Raw genomic sequence first — 14,948 nt, forward strand, 5'->3', positions numbered from 1 at the left:
ATTATCCGTTTCGTGAATGGGCATAGTGTTTTTCGTTGGCTTCCAGCCGGGCCTTTACCTCGGCGCAATATTCCGTGGTGGGCCGGGCCAGTAGCCGGCGTAATCCGATGGGCTCTCCACTGATCTCGCAGTAGCCGTAATCGCCATGATTAAGCCGACGCAGTGCCAAGCGGATTTTTTCCAGCAGAGCCTGGCGGCGGCCAAGAAAACGCAGCTGGTGTCGGCATGTCTCTTCGTCCACGGCGGCATCCAGCGGGTCCGATTGGGGCGGCGTCTGCAGCGCCTGTCGGGCAGCGGCCAGCTCCTGCTCACATTCCCTGGCAAGACGCAGCAACAGATCGCGAAAAAATGCCAGCTGGGCGGCATTCATATAGTCCCTTTCTGGCATCGCCACCAGGGCTTTTTCACTGAGCACGTCCGGCATCATGGCCTCCTTTTAAGTTATGTTATAACATAACAATTGACTGACACAATGACTGTACCGGAAATCCCCTATGGCATTACTGATTCCCGCCAGCTACGCCGAATGGCGGCACTGCATTACCGAAATTTGTGGATTGCCTCTAACGGAAACGTTTGTTCGCGAACGCCTCGACGCGCTGGATAACCCCAATGACCACATGACCCGCAAATTCATCGAGCTGTACGGTGATTCCCACCGGCAGCAGACCCGCGCCTGGTTTCTGCAGGCACTGGAGACGCGGGACCTGACTGATGAGAACGGTTCCCGCCGCTAATCCCTCGCTTGCGTCATCCTGACCTTTGCCAAAAGGAGCCACCATGAACACCGAACTGCCCGCTGACCTGCTGATCCAGGGCGCCACCGTGATGCTGCCATCGGGCCCGACGGTCACCTCAGTGGCATGCCGCAATGGACACATTGTGGCTATTGGTGACGAACACTTCCCCGCTGCAGACACCCTCGATGCCACCGGCCTGCATCTGTTACCCGGCGTGGTGGATTCACAGGTGCATTTCCGTGAGCCGGGGATGACCCACAAGGAAACCCTGGAGGCAGGCACACGCGGTGCCGTCCTTGGCGGGGTAACCAGTATCTTCGAAATGCCCAATACCCAGCCACTAACGCTTTCCGCGGAAGACATTGCAGCAAAACAGTGCATCGCGGCCCAGCAGGCCTGGTGCAATTATGCGTTTTATATGGGCGGATCCGCTGCCAATGCGGAACATTTGGCTACCCTGGAAACATTGCCCGGTTGCTCCGGCGTGAAGGTATTTATGGGCAGTTCTTTCGGGGATCTGCTGGCAGACGATGACGCCGTGCTGCGCCGTATCCTGCAAAACGGTCGGCGCCGGGTGGCCGTACACGCCGAGGATGAAGCCCGTCTTCGCTCACGCCGCCACCTGGCCGAAGAGGCTGGTCACGTGACTGCCCACCCGGTATGGCGAGATGTGGACAGTGCCCTGCTTGCCACCAAACGGGTTGTCACCCTGGCTCTGGAGGTCTCTCGCCCTCTGCATGTCCTGCATGTTTCCACTGCCGAGGAAATGGCGTTCCTGCAACATCACAAAGCCCTCGTCTCTGTAGAGGTGCTGCCCCAGCATCTGACGCTTTGCGCGCCGGAGTGTTATGAGCGCATGGGAACCCTGGCGCAAATGAACCCTCCCATTCGGGAAAAACGACACCAGGACGCGCTCTGGAAAGCCATTGAAGTGGGCGTGGTGGATGTGGTTGGCAGCGATCACGCCCCTCACACCCGCGAAGAAAAAAAGAAGGCCTATCCTGATTCCCCCAGTGGCATGACCGGCACCCAGACCCTGTTGCCACTGATGCTGGACCACGTTAATGCCAGGCGGCTGTCCCTGACCCGGCTGGTGGACCTGGTTTGCAGTGGTCCCGCCCGGCTTTTCGGCATGGTCGGCAAAGGGCGCATTGCGGTGGGGTACGATGCGGATCTGACCCTGGTGGATATGCAGGCTCGTCAGGCGATGGATGACCGAAAACTGGCCTCGAAATGCGGTTGGAGCGCCTATGACGGTATGGTGCTGCAAGGGTGGCCGGTGGCCACGGTGATCAACGGCCGAATCGTGATGCGCGACGGAGAGGTGCTAGGTCGCCCCGCTGGTCAGGCTTTGCAGTTTCTGCCCTGACAACAGCCAATAACGCCCCGGCGGGCTTGTGTTGTTGTCGTTGCCATCCTGATCCGGCAGGAAAATTCGCCATTGGCGTCCTCGCTGTGCGAGGACGCCGGCGCAGGACGCTATCGTGGCAGTGCTATTCCGGGCTGCAACTGCCTGACCTGATACCCCGCTTCCTCAAACATCACCCGCAGACTGTCCGGCCCACCAAGGTGCAAGGCGCCCACCAGCACCAGATTCGGCGTACCTTCCACCATCGCCTGCTGAATTTTCGGATACCACTGGCGATTACGTTCAATAATCAGATTCCGGTAGATCCCGGGGTATTCGGTCTGCATTTCATCGGCACCCAGCAAGGCGTAGAGGCCATCCATGTCGCCTTTGCGCCAGGTGTTAACGGCCTCCTCCATCATGCCATCCATGTGTTCAATACCCTCCAGGGAAGACTCGATCAGGGCATCACTACTCTCTTCATTGAGTTGTGCCATGAACGACAACAGGGTATCGCTGGATTCCAGGAAACCCAGCGTCTTGCCCTGCTGATTGGCCCGGGTGAAATAAAATTCGTCCACGCCCCGGCCAAAACCCTGGCGACCCAGCTCATGAACAGTCATGGCCATGGAGACCATGGCCGGCTTGAATCCCTGATAGGTGACCAGCGGGAAGTTGGCCTGGGCAGCATAGTCCTGCAATTGCCGCCAGACCGGATCGGACAGATCCTCTTTGAGGGTACGGCCAGCTGGCTGCATCATCATCTGCGTCAATCGCCGGGAAAAGGCCGGCGTGGCAGAGTCGGCCAGGTTGGATTCCAGATACACCTGCTGCGCCTGTTCATAGGCTTGCTGCATGGCGACTGGCGGCGGCAGATCCGCCGGACGCAGAAAATGCACGGTGGCCCCCAGCCGGATGCGTTTACCATCCTTGCTGACTTCCCAGACCGGATCAGCCTGAAGCCAGGCCCCCAAAGACAGCAAGACCACCAGCACCGCAAACCGTCGAATAATCGATAACCCCATGACAATCCCCCGTTGTTTTTCCAGTGTGTCAGCTTGCGGTGAAAAAGAAAGATGGATTCCGTTCAGGTTACTGGCGTGGTTGATCAACGGTTCGGCTGCGAACATGACTCCGGAAAAAGTGGCGCCACTGAGCCGGCAGACCCGTTATTGCAGCAAGGGTAGCAACCCGCCGAGCACACCGGCGGCGATCAGATTGAGTACGATACCTGCGCGGATCATGGTTCTCTGCGGCACATGACCGCTGCCGTAGACCATGGCATTGGGCGGTGTGGCCACCGGCAGCATGAACGCACAGCTGGCGGCAAAGGCCACCAGCAGAGCAACCGTGACCGGGTCGGCGCCCACTGAGGAGGCCACCGGCATCAGCAGCGGTATCAGCAAGGCAGCACTGGCAGTATTGCTGGCCAGCTCGGTGAGAAAGATCACGAAGGTCACGATGATCAGATAGACCAGCCAGGTTTTCCCTGCCGGTAGCGCCTGACTGATACCCTCGGCCAGCCAAGCTCTGGTACCGGAACTCTGCAGCAGCATGGACAGCGTGATACCACCCCCAAACAATAGCAGTACGCCCCAGTTCGCATGGTCTTCGATATGCTGCCAGCTCACGCACCGACTGATCCCCAGCAAGACAATGGCCATGCAGGCCACCCAGCTATCAAAGGATGTCTCGATACCCAAATTGTCGCCTAGGGGGGCACCGAAAACCCACAGACCCACCGTTAGCAGAAAAATCGCCAGCGTCATTATCGCGCCGGGGCTGGTCGGGAAAGGCAGGACGGTTTTTACATCCACTCTTGGCAGATTGGCTTCCGGCCGGGCGGTATAAAACAGTACCAGCAGGGCCAGCGGAAACAGCAACAGAAACGCCGGGATACCAACGGCCAGCCAATCGTTGAATGACCAACCCAACGCCGCTGCCGCAATGGCATTGGGGGGACTGCCAACCAGGGTGGCCATGCCGCCGATATTGGCAGACCAGGCCAGGGCCAGCAGCAGAAATACCCGGTAACGAGGATGACTATCAGCCAGGGGGGCGGACAGCCCCAACGCAATCGGCAGCATCATGGCGGTGGTCGCCGTGTTGCTGATCCACATGGACAGCAGTGCTGTGGTGACGGCAAGCAGTAACGCCGCCGGCAACGCTCTGCCACCGGCCAGGGTCAGCAGCCGCTGCGCCAGCCAGCGGTCGATACCGTGCTCCCCCAGCGCCGCCGCCAGGGCAAAGCCTCCAAGAAACAGGGCCACGACGGGATGGGCAAAGCCGGCGAGCGCGGTCTCCAGATCCGCCAGTCCCAAGCCGACGCCAAGCACCGGCACCAGCAGCGCGGTAAACGTGAGCGGAATGGCTTCGCTGAGCCAAAGCAGACCGACAAGCACAAACAGGGCCAGCCCGAATCCGGTGTTGGGATCAGCAGGCAGATGGTATGACGTTACGGCGGCCACAACGGCCATGGTAATCAGCAGGAATCGCATGGTTGTTATTCTGTTGTCAGGTTCAATTCGAGCTTACGGACTGCCTGTCGCAATAACCAGGTCCGGATTCTGTCGACCTCTGCTCCCCCCTGACCCCACACACCTGACATGCTAGGGTTAAGACCCATGGATACGATTAAACAACTCGAAACGGCCATGGGCCAGATTGTCGGTTTTCTCTGGGGGCCTCCGCTGGTGGTCCTGCTGGTGGGCGGCGGTCTGTTCTTCCTGCTCTATTCCCGCCTGCTGCCCTACCGCTATCTGCCGCAAAGCCTGCGCCTGCTTTGGCGTAAACCCGATCGCGATGATCCCGGCCAGCTTTCCCATTTCCAGGCCCTTAGCACCGCCCTGTCCGGCACCCTGGGCATGGGCAATGTGTCCGGGGTGGCCATTGCCATCGCCATGGGCGGCCCCGGGGCCATTTTCTGGATGTGGATCAGCGCCCTGGTCGGTATCGCCACCAAATTCTATACCTGCACCCTGGCGGTGATGTTTCGCGGCCAGGACAGTGAAGGTGAGTGGCAAGGTGGCCCCATGTATGTGGTGCGCGAAGGCCTGGGCAATAAATGGCTGCCGCTGGCCTATTTCTTTGCCGTGGCCGGATTGCTGGGCACCATGCCGATCTTCCAGATCAATCAACTGGTGCAGGTGCTGCGCGACACCCTGGCCATCCCTGCCGGGCTGGCCAGCGCCGATGCCCATTTCACGTTCGACCTGATGCTGGGCCTGGTGCTGGCGCTGCTGGTAATGGCAGTGGCCCTGGGTAAATTGCCCCGGCTGGGCAGGGTCACCGGCATGCTGGTACCGACTATGGTGGTGGGGTATCTGCTGCTTACCGCCGTGGTGCTGACAAGCCATGCCAGCGAGATCCCCGCCGCCTTTGCGATGATTTTCGAGGATGCCTTCAGCGGCAATGCTGTAGCCGGCGGTGTGGTGGGGGCAGTGATAATCACCGGAATCCGCCGAGCGGCGTTTTCCAACGAAGCCGGCATCGGTACCGAAGCCATGGCCCATGGCGCCGCTCAGACCAAGGAGCCCGTGCGAGAAGGCATGGTGGCGATGCTGGGGCCGGTGATCGATACGCTGATCGTGTGCACCTGCACGGCTCTGGTGATTCTGATCAGCGGCGTCTGGCAAAGCGGCGAAAGTAACGGCGTCACCCTTACGGCCAACGCCTTCGGCGATTTATTCCCGCAAGGTGGGGCTGTGATTCTGGCTGTACTGGTTTCACTGCTCAGCCTGAGTACCGTCTTCACTTTCTGGTACTACGGCAGCAAGTGCCTGGGTTTTCTGATAGGCGCGAAGTATCAACACTATTACATCTGGTGGTATCTGGTGTTGGTAGTGCTGGGCGCAGTGGCATCACTGAAACTGGTGGTGAGCCTGGTTGACTCCATGTACGCCCTGATGGCGATTCCGACCATGACCTCTGCCCTACTGCTCGCCCCCAAGGTCAATCAGGCAGCGCGGCAATATCTGGGAAATCAACGCTGACCTCAGATAGACAGCGCCTCATCCTCTTCATCAAGCACCGGCATGCCGCAGTCGGTATTGCCACCGGGTACGCTGGGCTTGCCCATCAGGTCATATAGCACGGCCCGGTCCTGGGAAGACCATGACGTTAAGATCTGGTAGGTACAGTTCTCACGCAATGAGACAGGAATGGTGATATAGGAGTAGTAATCAATGATATTCACGCCGTGAACATACAAGATCTTCAAATCATAATAACCGGGCAACAACGACACCTTGTTGGCCCCTTCAGCCACGAACCACTGCTTTGGCACTTTCTCGCCATCGATCGCAACGATCCTGATCATCTCGTTGGCCAGTGAACCGTTCCGGTAACCGTAGTAGCCCTGCACAATGGCTTTTTCCGACGGGTGAAGTGGCTCGCCATCATGAAACTGGACATAGCCGCCTTTGTTGGCACAGCCAGCGGCCGCCAACACCAACAACACAAGACACATTGCCTTCACTGTTTTTACCCCCTGATCAATGATCTATCTTCCCTGAACAGCGGGCAAAGCCTAGCACAGAGATCAGGAAGACGGGAAAACAAGCTGCGCCAGATGTTCAACACGCCAGTCCGCTTGCTCGGTGAAACGGTGGGAGTTTTGCGGGTCGTAATAACAGCTGATCATCTCGGCTCGCCGGGCGGCCTGCAGGTCATAGATATAATCCCCCACGTAAACCAGATTTGCTGGCGGCAAGCCCCAGGCGTTAGCGATATGCAACAAGCCATCGGGCGCCGGCTTTGGCGGACAATCCTCCCGCGCCAGTAACATGTCCACCCGGATACCCAGACGGGACAGGGTCAGGTCTGCCACTTCCCGGGCATTGCGGGTGAGAATCGCGGTGGGCAGGTTACGGCGTTCACAGGACTGCAGACATTCACGGGCACCAGGCATCCATTCTGCCCGTTCGGCGCCGCGACGCTCATGGTCGAGAACAATCTGCTCGGCAGCGCGCCGTTGATGATCAGGTAGTGACTGAATAAACTCAAGCACGCCGACTCCCTCCGGGCAGGTCAACTCACTGCGGATGGCAGTGAAGTCCAGGCGAGAATCCACCAGGGTACCATCCAGATCGAAGATCACTCCCTGAATCGAGGAAAGGGCATTAGGGTCAGGTCTTTTCATCATCGCAGTGTACCCCGAGCCAACGTGAAAGCAGCAACAAGCTTGCTACTCACACGATCAAACTGGGAGATACTGACTCTCTCGTTATCAGGGAGTGATGCTGATGACACGCTCTGGAAAAGCACCCAGCGGATTGGCCCTGTTGTCACTGTCTTCCCTCGCCAGCGCTGGCGGCGTCTATATCGGCGCCGGTCTGCGTTACCATTTTTGATGAAAAGCCCAGCCATCAAACAGCATGTGGAGTCTGCTTGCAGGCAAGCGGCTTCAGGTAACCTCTTCAGCGTGTCTGGGTGTTGATTCGATCCAGCGCCTGTACCCGGGCCAATTCCTTGTCTTCAAATAACTGCTGCTGTAACCGTGCCAGAGCCACCTGCTGGTCGGTGTGCGACAGACCGCTGTTGATCAGTTGCTGGCGTTGCTTCCGGTACTCCCCATAGCGCTCCTCCCAGTCCTGTCGTTGTTGTTCCAGTGCCTCAAAACGCTCTACGGCCTGAGCCCCGAAAGTCTGCTCCCGTAATGCCCGAATTTCCGCGGCGCTGGCACCCTGCTCTCGTAACGCCTGGGTGCGTTGCTCCAACCATACCGGTGCGCGGGTGTCGTTAAGCATCTTCTGCATGCCCTGCGGCAGGTTCTGTTCAAGGTTGGTCAGTTGCCTGTCGCGTTGCTCCGCCGCCAGCCCTTCATCCTCAAGCAGTGCCTGTCGTTCGATCATGTATCGATCGTAGGTCATATCCAGGCCATAAAAAGCATCAGCGACTTCCGGGCCCAGACAGGCCTGCTGCATATCATGACGCTGGCGTATGGCCGCGCGCATGGCCGCCACACTGCCGTCGTGCTCCGGCAATTGCTCCATGGCTTCCCGCAACCCCATGTATTGTTCATAGAGCTTCCAGGCCTGCTGCGCGGCTTTTGGTGGCAACTGGTCTGCCAGGTGTCCCGCCAGGCGTGCCCGAATATCGTCCAGCGACTCTTGCCCCAGCGCCGTGAGAAAATAATCAAACACCTGGCGAATGGCAGGATTGATCAGCAGATCGCCATCGGCAGTGACCTGCAAATTGCCATCTACCTGGGTACCAACCAGGGAAGCCGGAGCAGGCCCCAGAGCCTGCGCACGCTGCCGGTAGTGGTCGTAGCGGGTCGAACCGGTCAGGCCTGGTTCGGCGGGTTGCTCCAGGCCAGTGTGGTCAGCATCGGCAGCCGAATGCGGCTGGCTGTTCCGATCGGATGCGCCCGGCACACCCCAGATCAGCACTGCCGCCATCGATAAAAGCAACAGAACACCCACAAGATAGCGTTTTTCCATGGTTACTCCCTTTTTTGTTGTTCTTTTAATTGTGCCGTCCGCCCCGATTCTGTCGCCCTGTTAACTTTCCTCCAGGCCCAGCAGCCGGCTGAAAAAGGGTGACGCCATCATCTCTTGCCAATCGTGCCGGTTACCCAGCATGGCAATGCACAAACGCCCCATGACCTGAATATAGTGGGGCATCTCGGTGTGTTCGGCCTGCATGCAAAACTGATAGCCAAGATGCTCGATGCCCTGCACCAGAGTCGTCAGCGCCAGATCACCCGGCGGCGTTCGGCCGTGCTTCACCATGCTGTCATGCAAGATGGCAACGATGCGCCGGTTATGTTCATCGCGATATCGCGACACCGGTGATGAGCGGTCATACAGCTCGCGAAACCGCGCCTCCATCAGCAGTCCCTTGGAGCGTCCCCAGTTCAGGTAACCGCTCAGGGCCATGGGCAAATAGTCATAGAATTCTTTTTGTGGCTGTTCGAAAACCTTGACGAACAAGCGTTCCACGTCCTCATTGCAGTCGCGAATGATCTCGTCAATCACATCAACGGCGGAGGAAAAATATTTATAAAAGGTGGGGCGTGACACATCCGCCTGCTTGAGAATCAGCGCCACCGTGGTGCCATAGGTGCCATGCTCCCCATACACCTCCCGGGCTGCCTCAAGAATCCGCTCGCGAGTGTCCCCGGTTTTTCCGGCCGGCCTTCCTCGCCGCCGCCTTTGCCCTGAATCAGACTGCATGCTTCCCATCCTTAACACTGATGTTACTTTACCCCAATTTCCCAGACGAGCCAGACACAACCCGAAAAATACCCGAAATCATTGACCCTGATACTTTATTATTAATGCCATGCACAGTTATCAGCAGAAGACAGCTTGCTTATAACAAACAAATATTAACACTACTGTTAATTAATGACCAAACATCCTTTAAAGTGGACCCACTCCTGATCAAGGAGCGCTCGGCGAAGACCCGGCAGTAGCGCCGATAACAATAAACAACAAGGTGATGCCAATGATTTCATTCCGAAGAGCGCCGCTACGGGCGCTAAGTCTACCCCTTTGCCTGCTACTGTCAGCCCTCAGCGTGCCGGCGCATGCCGGATGGTTCGACTGGCTGTTCAAGGATACCTACACCGAAACCCGTTATCCCATCGTGCTCAGCCACGGGCTGTTCGGCTTCGATGACATTGCCGGCTATAACTACTGGTACCGGATTCCCGAGGAACTGCGCCGTAGCGGTGCCGAGGTGTATGTGACCCAGGTGGCCGCCGCCAACAGTACCGAAGTGCGCGGCGAACAGCTGGCTCGCCAAGTGGAAGCCATCCTCGCTGCCACCGGTGCAGAAAAGGTTAACCTGCTCGGCCACAGCCATGGCGGCCCCACCGTTCGCTATGTGGCCTCGGTATACCCGGACTATGTGGCATCAGCCACCGCCGTGGCTGGCCCGCATACCGGCGCCCGCATGGCGGATGTGTTGCTGGGCGTACAGGAGGCCCTGCCGCTGGCTGGGGATGTCCTGGGCAGCATCGTCAACGCGGCAACCGGATTTCTGGATCTGATTTCCGGCGGTGGCTATGAGCAGGACTCCCTGGCTGCCCTCTATTCCCTGTCCACCGCCGGCAGCACGGCGTTCAACAGCCACTATCCAGAAGGCCTCCCCGACGACGCCTGCGGGCATGCCCCGGAAATAGCTGATAACGGCGTGCGCTACTACTCCTGGTCCGGCGCCAAACCATTAACCAATGTGCTGGATATCAGTGATGCCGGTATGGGCCTGCTCGCCCTGCTTTACCTTGGCGAGAAGAACGACGGCCTGGTATCCAGCTGCTCCAGCCACCTGGGGCTGGTGATCCGCGATGACTACCGCATGAATCATCTGGATGAAGTGAACCAGATCGCTGGCCTGGTCAGCCCCTTCGAAACTAATCCTACTGCGGTATTCCGCCAGCATGCCAACCGGCTGAAAAATCGCGGACTCTGAATCTGGCAAAACAAGAAAAATAACGGGAGAGTGTTTTTTTGAGGGCGCCTAAGGGCGCCCTTTCTTTTCCCTGCGCCCTCGCAGTCATTTTCCGGGCAGACGTCTCACTGTCATGCAATCGACACTGGTGTTACCGAAGGCCGACAACGATACTGGTCGGCTGCTTTTTTTTCGCAGCCAGCTTGACCTCAAGTCAGGTTGAGACTTTAGGGTTCATTAAGTCCCGCTGCTGTGTCGAAAGAGATGCACCGGGAACGACGACGTAATATGCCCTGTTGCGAGGAAGACACCATGCCCACCCCCCAACCCGCCACCCGTCGCGAGTGGCTGGGACTGACGGTGCTGATGCTGCCCACCGTGTTGCTGGCCCTGGATATGACCGTGCTGCATCTGGCGGCCCCCCATCTCAGTGCCGACCTGAAACCCACCAGTGCCGAGCTGCTGTGGATCCTGGATATCTATGGCTTCATGATCGCCGGCTTTCTGGTGACCATGGGTACTCTGGGTGATCGCATTGGTCGGCGGCGTCTGTTACTTACCGGGGCCACTGCCTTCGGCATTGCTTCAGCCATGGCGGCCTTTGCCACCAGTGCGGAAATGCTGATTGCCACCCGCGCGCTACTCGGCATTGCCGGAGCCACGCTGATGCCTTCTACCCTGTCGCTGCTGCGTAACATGTTCCAGGTGGAGCAGGAGCGCACCGTGGCGATTACCGTGTGGATGACCGGCTTTATCGTCGGTAGCGCCATTGGCCCGCTGGTGGGCGGTGCGCTGCTGGAATTTTTCTGGTGGGGCTCGGTGTTCCTGTTGGGGGTGCCGGTAATGCTGTTGCTGTTAGTGTGCGGTCCGCTGCTATTGCCGGAATTTCGTGATGAGGACGCCGGCGCCCAGGACTGGACCAGCGCCCTGCTGTCCGTCGCCATGGTACTGGCGGTGATTTACGGTCTGAAGGACATGGCGCGCAACGGGGTATCACTGATACCGCTGCTGTCCATCGCTCTGGGCCTCGCCATTGGGTTCCTGTTTGTCCGTCGCCAGCGGCGGCTGGCCGAGCCCATGTTTGATCTGTCGCTGTTTGCCATCCGCACCTTCAGCACCTCGGTGGCGGCCATGTTGCTGACCATCCTGGCCCTGTCCGGTGCCTGGCTGATGGTGTTCCAGTACCTGCAAGGGGTTCTCGACCTGTCGCCGCTGGAGGCCGGACTGGTAATGCTGCCACCTGCCCTGGTGCAAACCGTAGCCTCTTTGCTGGTTCCCCGGCTGACCCGTCACCTGCCCCACTGGCAACTGGTCAGCGCCGGGCTGGTGATGGCGGCAATCGGTCTGCTGATCCTGCTGCTGGTGCACAGCCCGGCCCAGATTCCCTTGCTGATCCTGGGGATGACAGTGATGGGCGTGGGCGTCATGCCGATGATGATCCTGGGTACCGACATGGTGGTGAGCGCCGCACCGGCCCGCAAGGCCGGCGCGGCATCGGCCACCTCGGAAACCGCTACCGAACTGGGCATGGCGCTGGGAATTGCAGTGATCGGCAGTATTGGCGCGGCCGTGTACCGGCAACATATGCTGGAGCAACTCCCGGCGGGATTGCCTGACGAGCTGTCCCTGGCTGCCGGGGATACCCTGGGCGGCGCCATCGGCGCCGCCGCCCAATTGGGCCCGGAACTGGCTGCACCGGTGATGGCCGCCGCCCGAGAGGGGTTCAGCCTGGCACTCCATACCAACTCCGCCATTGGTGCAGGGATTCTGGCGATTACCGCCGTGCTGGTAGCCGTGATGCTGCGCAAGCCCACACCGGACGATGCCGCGAACGCCGAGCCGACGCCGCCTACTTCACTCGATCAACAATAACCCGGGTGTCGCCGGCTTCTGTCGGGCCCGCGCCGAAGGCCGCCACCAACGTGGCGCCTTCGTGCAGGCGCACCTGCTGGCGGATTCTGTGGCGCCCGTCACCACTGCCGCCATAGGCGATGTCGAGAGAAAAGCTATCCTTGCCCTGGCGGTCAATTGCCACGGCATAACCATCCCCACTGGCTTGCCAATGGTGACGACTATCACTCTGGTAGAGACGAATCACCCAGTCGCGACCGCCATCTTCATTGTCCTGCTCCACCACCCGGATACCACTATCCGGTACGCCATAGCGCTCCATCACCAGAAAGTGGAAGGCACTGGCAATCGCCACCACACACACCATTGCGCTTATCAGCAGGCGCCATTTACCCGTCATTGCCGACCTCTATCAGCTACCCAAAACTCATTGTTTCAATTCCGTTCCCCACTGTCACAGTGGAATTGTAATTTTCATCCAACAGGCGTTAAGTGAAGGGCAGGACCACTGAAGAGAAGGTGATATAACAATGAAAATGCATATCATGCCCATTCGCCGGAATCTCAAGTTTCACGTTCCGGATGACAAGGTACTCAACTGGCACAGTTGGGGCCCCACGGTAACCCAGTTCTTCAACACCCTGTCGCTGTTTTTCCCCGAAGGCGAGCGCTTCTTCATCAATAGCGTGCGCAAGTATCGCGACCGCATCGAAGACCCGGAGCTACAGGAAGCGGTGCGGGCCTTTATCGGCCAGGAAGCCATGCACGGGCGCGAGCATGAAGACTACAACCAGAAGATGGTAGAGGCCGGCCTGCCGGTCGATACCCAGGAAGCTATTGTCTCCAAACTGCTGGATTTCATTTCCAGGTACACGCCCAACGCCCTGCAGCTTTCTGCCACCGTGGCGCTGGAACACCTGACCGCCATTCTCGCGGATATCCTGCTGCGTGAACCGGACCTGATCGATGACTCTGATGAGTCCTACCAGCGCCTGTGGCACTGGCATGCTCTGGAAGAAACTGAGCACAAGGCGGTGGCATTCGACGTTTACGAGACGGTCTTCGGCAATGGCATCAAGGGCTGGGCCCTGCGCAGTGTGGGCCTGATCCTGGCCACCACTATTTTCTTCTCGCTGTTCTATCCCTTCTACCTGATCAACACCTGGAAGGTGGGCCAGCTGTTCAACCTGAAAGGCTGGTGGCTGTCGTTCAAGTTCCAGTGGCTGAAACCGGGCGGCCTGCGCCGGGTAGTCATTCCCTGGCTGGACTGGTTCAAGCCCAAATTCCACCCCTGGGACCACGACAACCGGGAGTTCCTGGCGGAAATGGATAACCTGATCGGTGACGCGGACGGCTACCAGAAAAACGAAGCCGCCTGAAACAACGCCATACGGCATCCACAAAAAAGCCCCGGAAACCCCGGGGCTTTTTTCATTCGCTACGTCGCCGTGTTTATTCCCGTTTCACCTCCACCCACTGGCCTTTGCTGCGGGCGTGGCGGCGGGCGTCATACATGGCTTCCACGGTCCAGGCCGGCAGGTAGAAGCGGCCGGCGAAGGAGGCGTTCAGGTCCACGCTCAAGGTCAAGGCATTGTTGCTGCCGGGTTTCAGGTCGAAGTAATGCATTACCCGGTCGTCGCGCAGATCCTGATAAGTGACCTTCTCGTTATTGTCCGCACTGCCATCCAGGCGGCTGCTGGTGAGCTGCCAGCCGGAGGGCAGGATCTGGGTGAGGGCCACATCGTCCAGGGTCCGCGAGCCGGTGTTGGTCACCGTGACTTCTGCGCTGAAGTCCTGACCCTGTTCCAGGCTGGCCGGGTTGATCGGCTTGTCACCGGCAAGGAACCGCACCGCCAGACTCAGGCCTTCACTCACCGGCGCTTCGTTACCCGGTAACGGGGTGCCGGTCTGGCTGAGCGTAACGAACAGCTTGCGGTCGCTGTCGTTGCGCACGCTCAGCGACTGTTTGTCATCCCCTTCCCTGCCGCTGGCGTTGAGCGGCTGGCGGGTTACCGGCGAGGTGGCAGCGATATCCTGCCAGCCCTGTTTGCCGTCCTGCCAGGCGAAACGATAACCGTGATCGCCGCCCTGACTCCCCGCATAGCGGGCCATGGCCATCAGTGACCAGGCGGTGGTCTGGGTGCTGTACCAACTCTGACCGGACAGCTGGTCGGCGATGTCACGGGCCAGCGACCAGGCTTCCTGCTCCCGGTTTTGTGCCTGGGCTACAGTCAGACGGATGGCCTGATCGCGCAGGGAAGAGCCATAGGTATAGCTGGCGCCGTCATACTCCAGATTCTCCGCCTTCAGGGCGGTCAGCTCTGCCGCCACATCGCTAAGCCCCATCTGCTGATAGGCCGCCGCCAGCAACCAGCGACCGCTGTGGTAGCTGGCACTGCGTCGGTAGTCGTTCTCGGCCATCTGCAGGCGTTCGCGCAGGCGGTTCATGGCACCCACCTGGGGCTTGCCGGCCAGGGCCAGGGTGAACTGGCGCTAGGCCGCGGCCCTCCACCCCCAGGGGAGGTCGCCCAGGTGCTGTCTGGCCCGTACCTGGGCGTCGGTCCCGTCATCCAGCATCCCGGCGGGCACCGCAGAGCCAACGCGCCTGG

General features: G+C 59.3%; 15 protein-coding genes. 6 read left to right on the forward strand and 9 right to left on the reverse strand.

What is annotated here, in order from left to right:
• Window position 1 precedes the first annotated feature (1 nt).
• Window positions 2-427, reverse strand: a complete 426-nt coding sequence (locus ACFE0K_RS00985) for a TraR/DksA family transcriptional regulator (protein WP_434534279.1) — start codon at window positions 425-427, stop codon at window positions 2-4.
• Between the two features lie 67 nt (window positions 428-494).
• Between ACFE0K_RS00985 and ACFE0K_RS00990 the strand changes: the two genes are divergently transcribed.
• Window positions 495-737 carry a hypothetical protein gene (locus tag ACFE0K_RS00990; RefSeq protein ID WP_434534280.1) on the forward strand — a complete coding sequence of 81 codons (243 nt, stop codon included), beginning with the start codon at window positions 495-497 and terminating at the stop codon, window positions 735-737.
• Between the two features lie 43 nt (window positions 738-780).
• Window positions 781-2,109, forward strand: a complete 1,329-nt coding sequence (locus ACFE0K_RS00995) for a dihydroorotase (RefSeq protein WP_434534281.1) — start codon at window positions 781-783, stop codon at window positions 2,107-2,109.
• Window positions 2,110-2,219: 110 nt separating this feature from the next.
• Here ACFE0K_RS00995 and ACFE0K_RS01000 read toward each other — a convergent pair whose 3' ends face one another.
• Together ACFE0K_RS01000 and ACFE0K_RS01005 are read right to left on the reverse strand one after the other, a co-directional pair.
• Entirely contained in the window at window positions 2,220-3,218 is a 999-nt protein-coding gene (locus tag ACFE0K_RS01000; protein ID WP_434534282.1) for a TraB/GumN family protein, read from the reverse strand.
• A gap of 39 nt (window positions 3,219-3,257) precedes the next feature.
• Window positions 3,258-4,586, reverse strand: coding sequence for an SLC13 family permease (locus ACFE0K_RS01005; protein WP_434534283.1), 1,329 nt, complete (start codon window positions 4,584-4,586; stop codon window positions 3,258-3,260).
• 126 nt (window positions 4,587-4,712) lie between these two features.
• On the opposite strand from ACFE0K_RS01005, the gene ACFE0K_RS01010 reads away from it, so the two are divergent.
• Window positions 4,713-6,080: an alanine/glycine:cation symporter family protein gene (locus ACFE0K_RS01010; RefSeq protein ID WP_434534284.1), complete on the forward strand. Its 1,368-nt coding sequence runs from the start codon at window positions 4,713-4,715 to the stop codon at window positions 6,078-6,080.
• A gap of 2 nt (window positions 6,081-6,082) precedes the next feature.
• Here the strand turns inward: ACFE0K_RS01010 and ACFE0K_RS01015 are convergent, their stop codons facing one another.
• The 4 genes from ACFE0K_RS01015 to ACFE0K_RS01030 form a co-directional block, all read right to left on the reverse strand.
• Window positions 6,083-6,556, reverse strand: coding sequence for a hypothetical protein (locus tag ACFE0K_RS01015; RefSeq protein ID WP_434534285.1), 474 nt, complete (start codon window positions 6,554-6,556; stop codon window positions 6,083-6,085).
• Between the two features lie 72 nt (window positions 6,557-6,628).
• A complete protein-coding gene (locus tag ACFE0K_RS01020; protein WP_434534286.1) occupies window positions 6,629-7,231 on the reverse strand; it encodes an HAD family hydrolase in 603 nt (200 codons plus the stop codon).
• Between the two features lie 274 nt (window positions 7,232-7,505).
• Window positions 7,506-8,531: a lipase secretion chaperone gene (locus tag ACFE0K_RS01025; RefSeq protein ID WP_434534287.1), complete on the reverse strand. Its 1,026-nt coding sequence runs from the start codon at window positions 8,529-8,531 to the stop codon at window positions 7,506-7,508.
• 60 nt (window positions 8,532-8,591) lie between these two features.
• A complete protein-coding gene (locus tag ACFE0K_RS01030) occupies window positions 8,592-9,266 on the reverse strand; it encodes a TetR/AcrR family transcriptional regulator (RefSeq protein ID WP_434534288.1) in 675 nt (224 codons plus the stop codon).
• Between the two features lie 274 nt (window positions 9,267-9,540).
• On the opposite strand from ACFE0K_RS01030, the gene ACFE0K_RS01035 reads away from it, so the two are divergent.
• Both ACFE0K_RS01035 and ACFE0K_RS01040 read left to right on the forward strand, forming a co-directional pair.
• The gene (locus ACFE0K_RS01035; RefSeq protein ID WP_434534289.1) at window positions 9,541-10,509 is read left to right on the forward strand and encodes a lipase family alpha/beta hydrolase; all 969 of its coding nucleotides are present in this window, start codon (window positions 9,541-9,543) and stop codon (window positions 10,507-10,509) included.
• A gap of 267 nt (window positions 10,510-10,776) precedes the next feature.
• Window positions 10,777-12,360, forward strand: a complete 1,584-nt coding sequence (locus tag ACFE0K_RS01040) for an MFS transporter (RefSeq protein ID WP_434534290.1) — start codon at window positions 10,777-10,779, stop codon at window positions 12,358-12,360.
• Here ACFE0K_RS01040 and ACFE0K_RS01045 read toward each other — a convergent pair.
• Entirely contained in the window at window positions 12,338-12,739 is a 402-nt protein-coding gene (locus ACFE0K_RS01045) for a hypothetical protein (protein ID WP_434534291.1), read from the reverse strand. The two genes, ACFE0K_RS01040 and ACFE0K_RS01045, sit on opposite strands and share 23 nt — an antisense overlap.
• Window positions 12,740-12,869: 130 nt before the next feature.
• On the opposite strand from ACFE0K_RS01045, the gene ACFE0K_RS01050 reads away from it, so the two are divergent.
• Window positions 12,870-13,718, forward strand: coding sequence for a metal-dependent hydrolase (locus ACFE0K_RS01050; RefSeq protein WP_434534292.1), 849 nt, complete (start codon window positions 12,870-12,872; stop codon window positions 13,716-13,718).
• 73 nt (window positions 13,719-13,791) lie between these two features.
• Here ACFE0K_RS01050 and ACFE0K_RS01055 read toward each other — a convergent pair whose 3' ends face one another.
• On the reverse strand, window positions 13,792-14,787 hold the full coding sequence (locus ACFE0K_RS01055; RefSeq protein WP_434534293.1) for a hypothetical protein: 996 nt from the start codon (window positions 14,785-14,787) through the stop codon (window positions 13,792-13,794).
• Between the last annotated feature and the right edge of the window lie 161 nt (window positions 14,788-14,948).

The organism is Alcanivorax sp., assembly GCF_051117345.1.
GTDB lineage: Bacteria > Pseudomonadota > Gammaproteobacteria > Pseudomonadales > Alcanivoracaceae > Alcanivorax.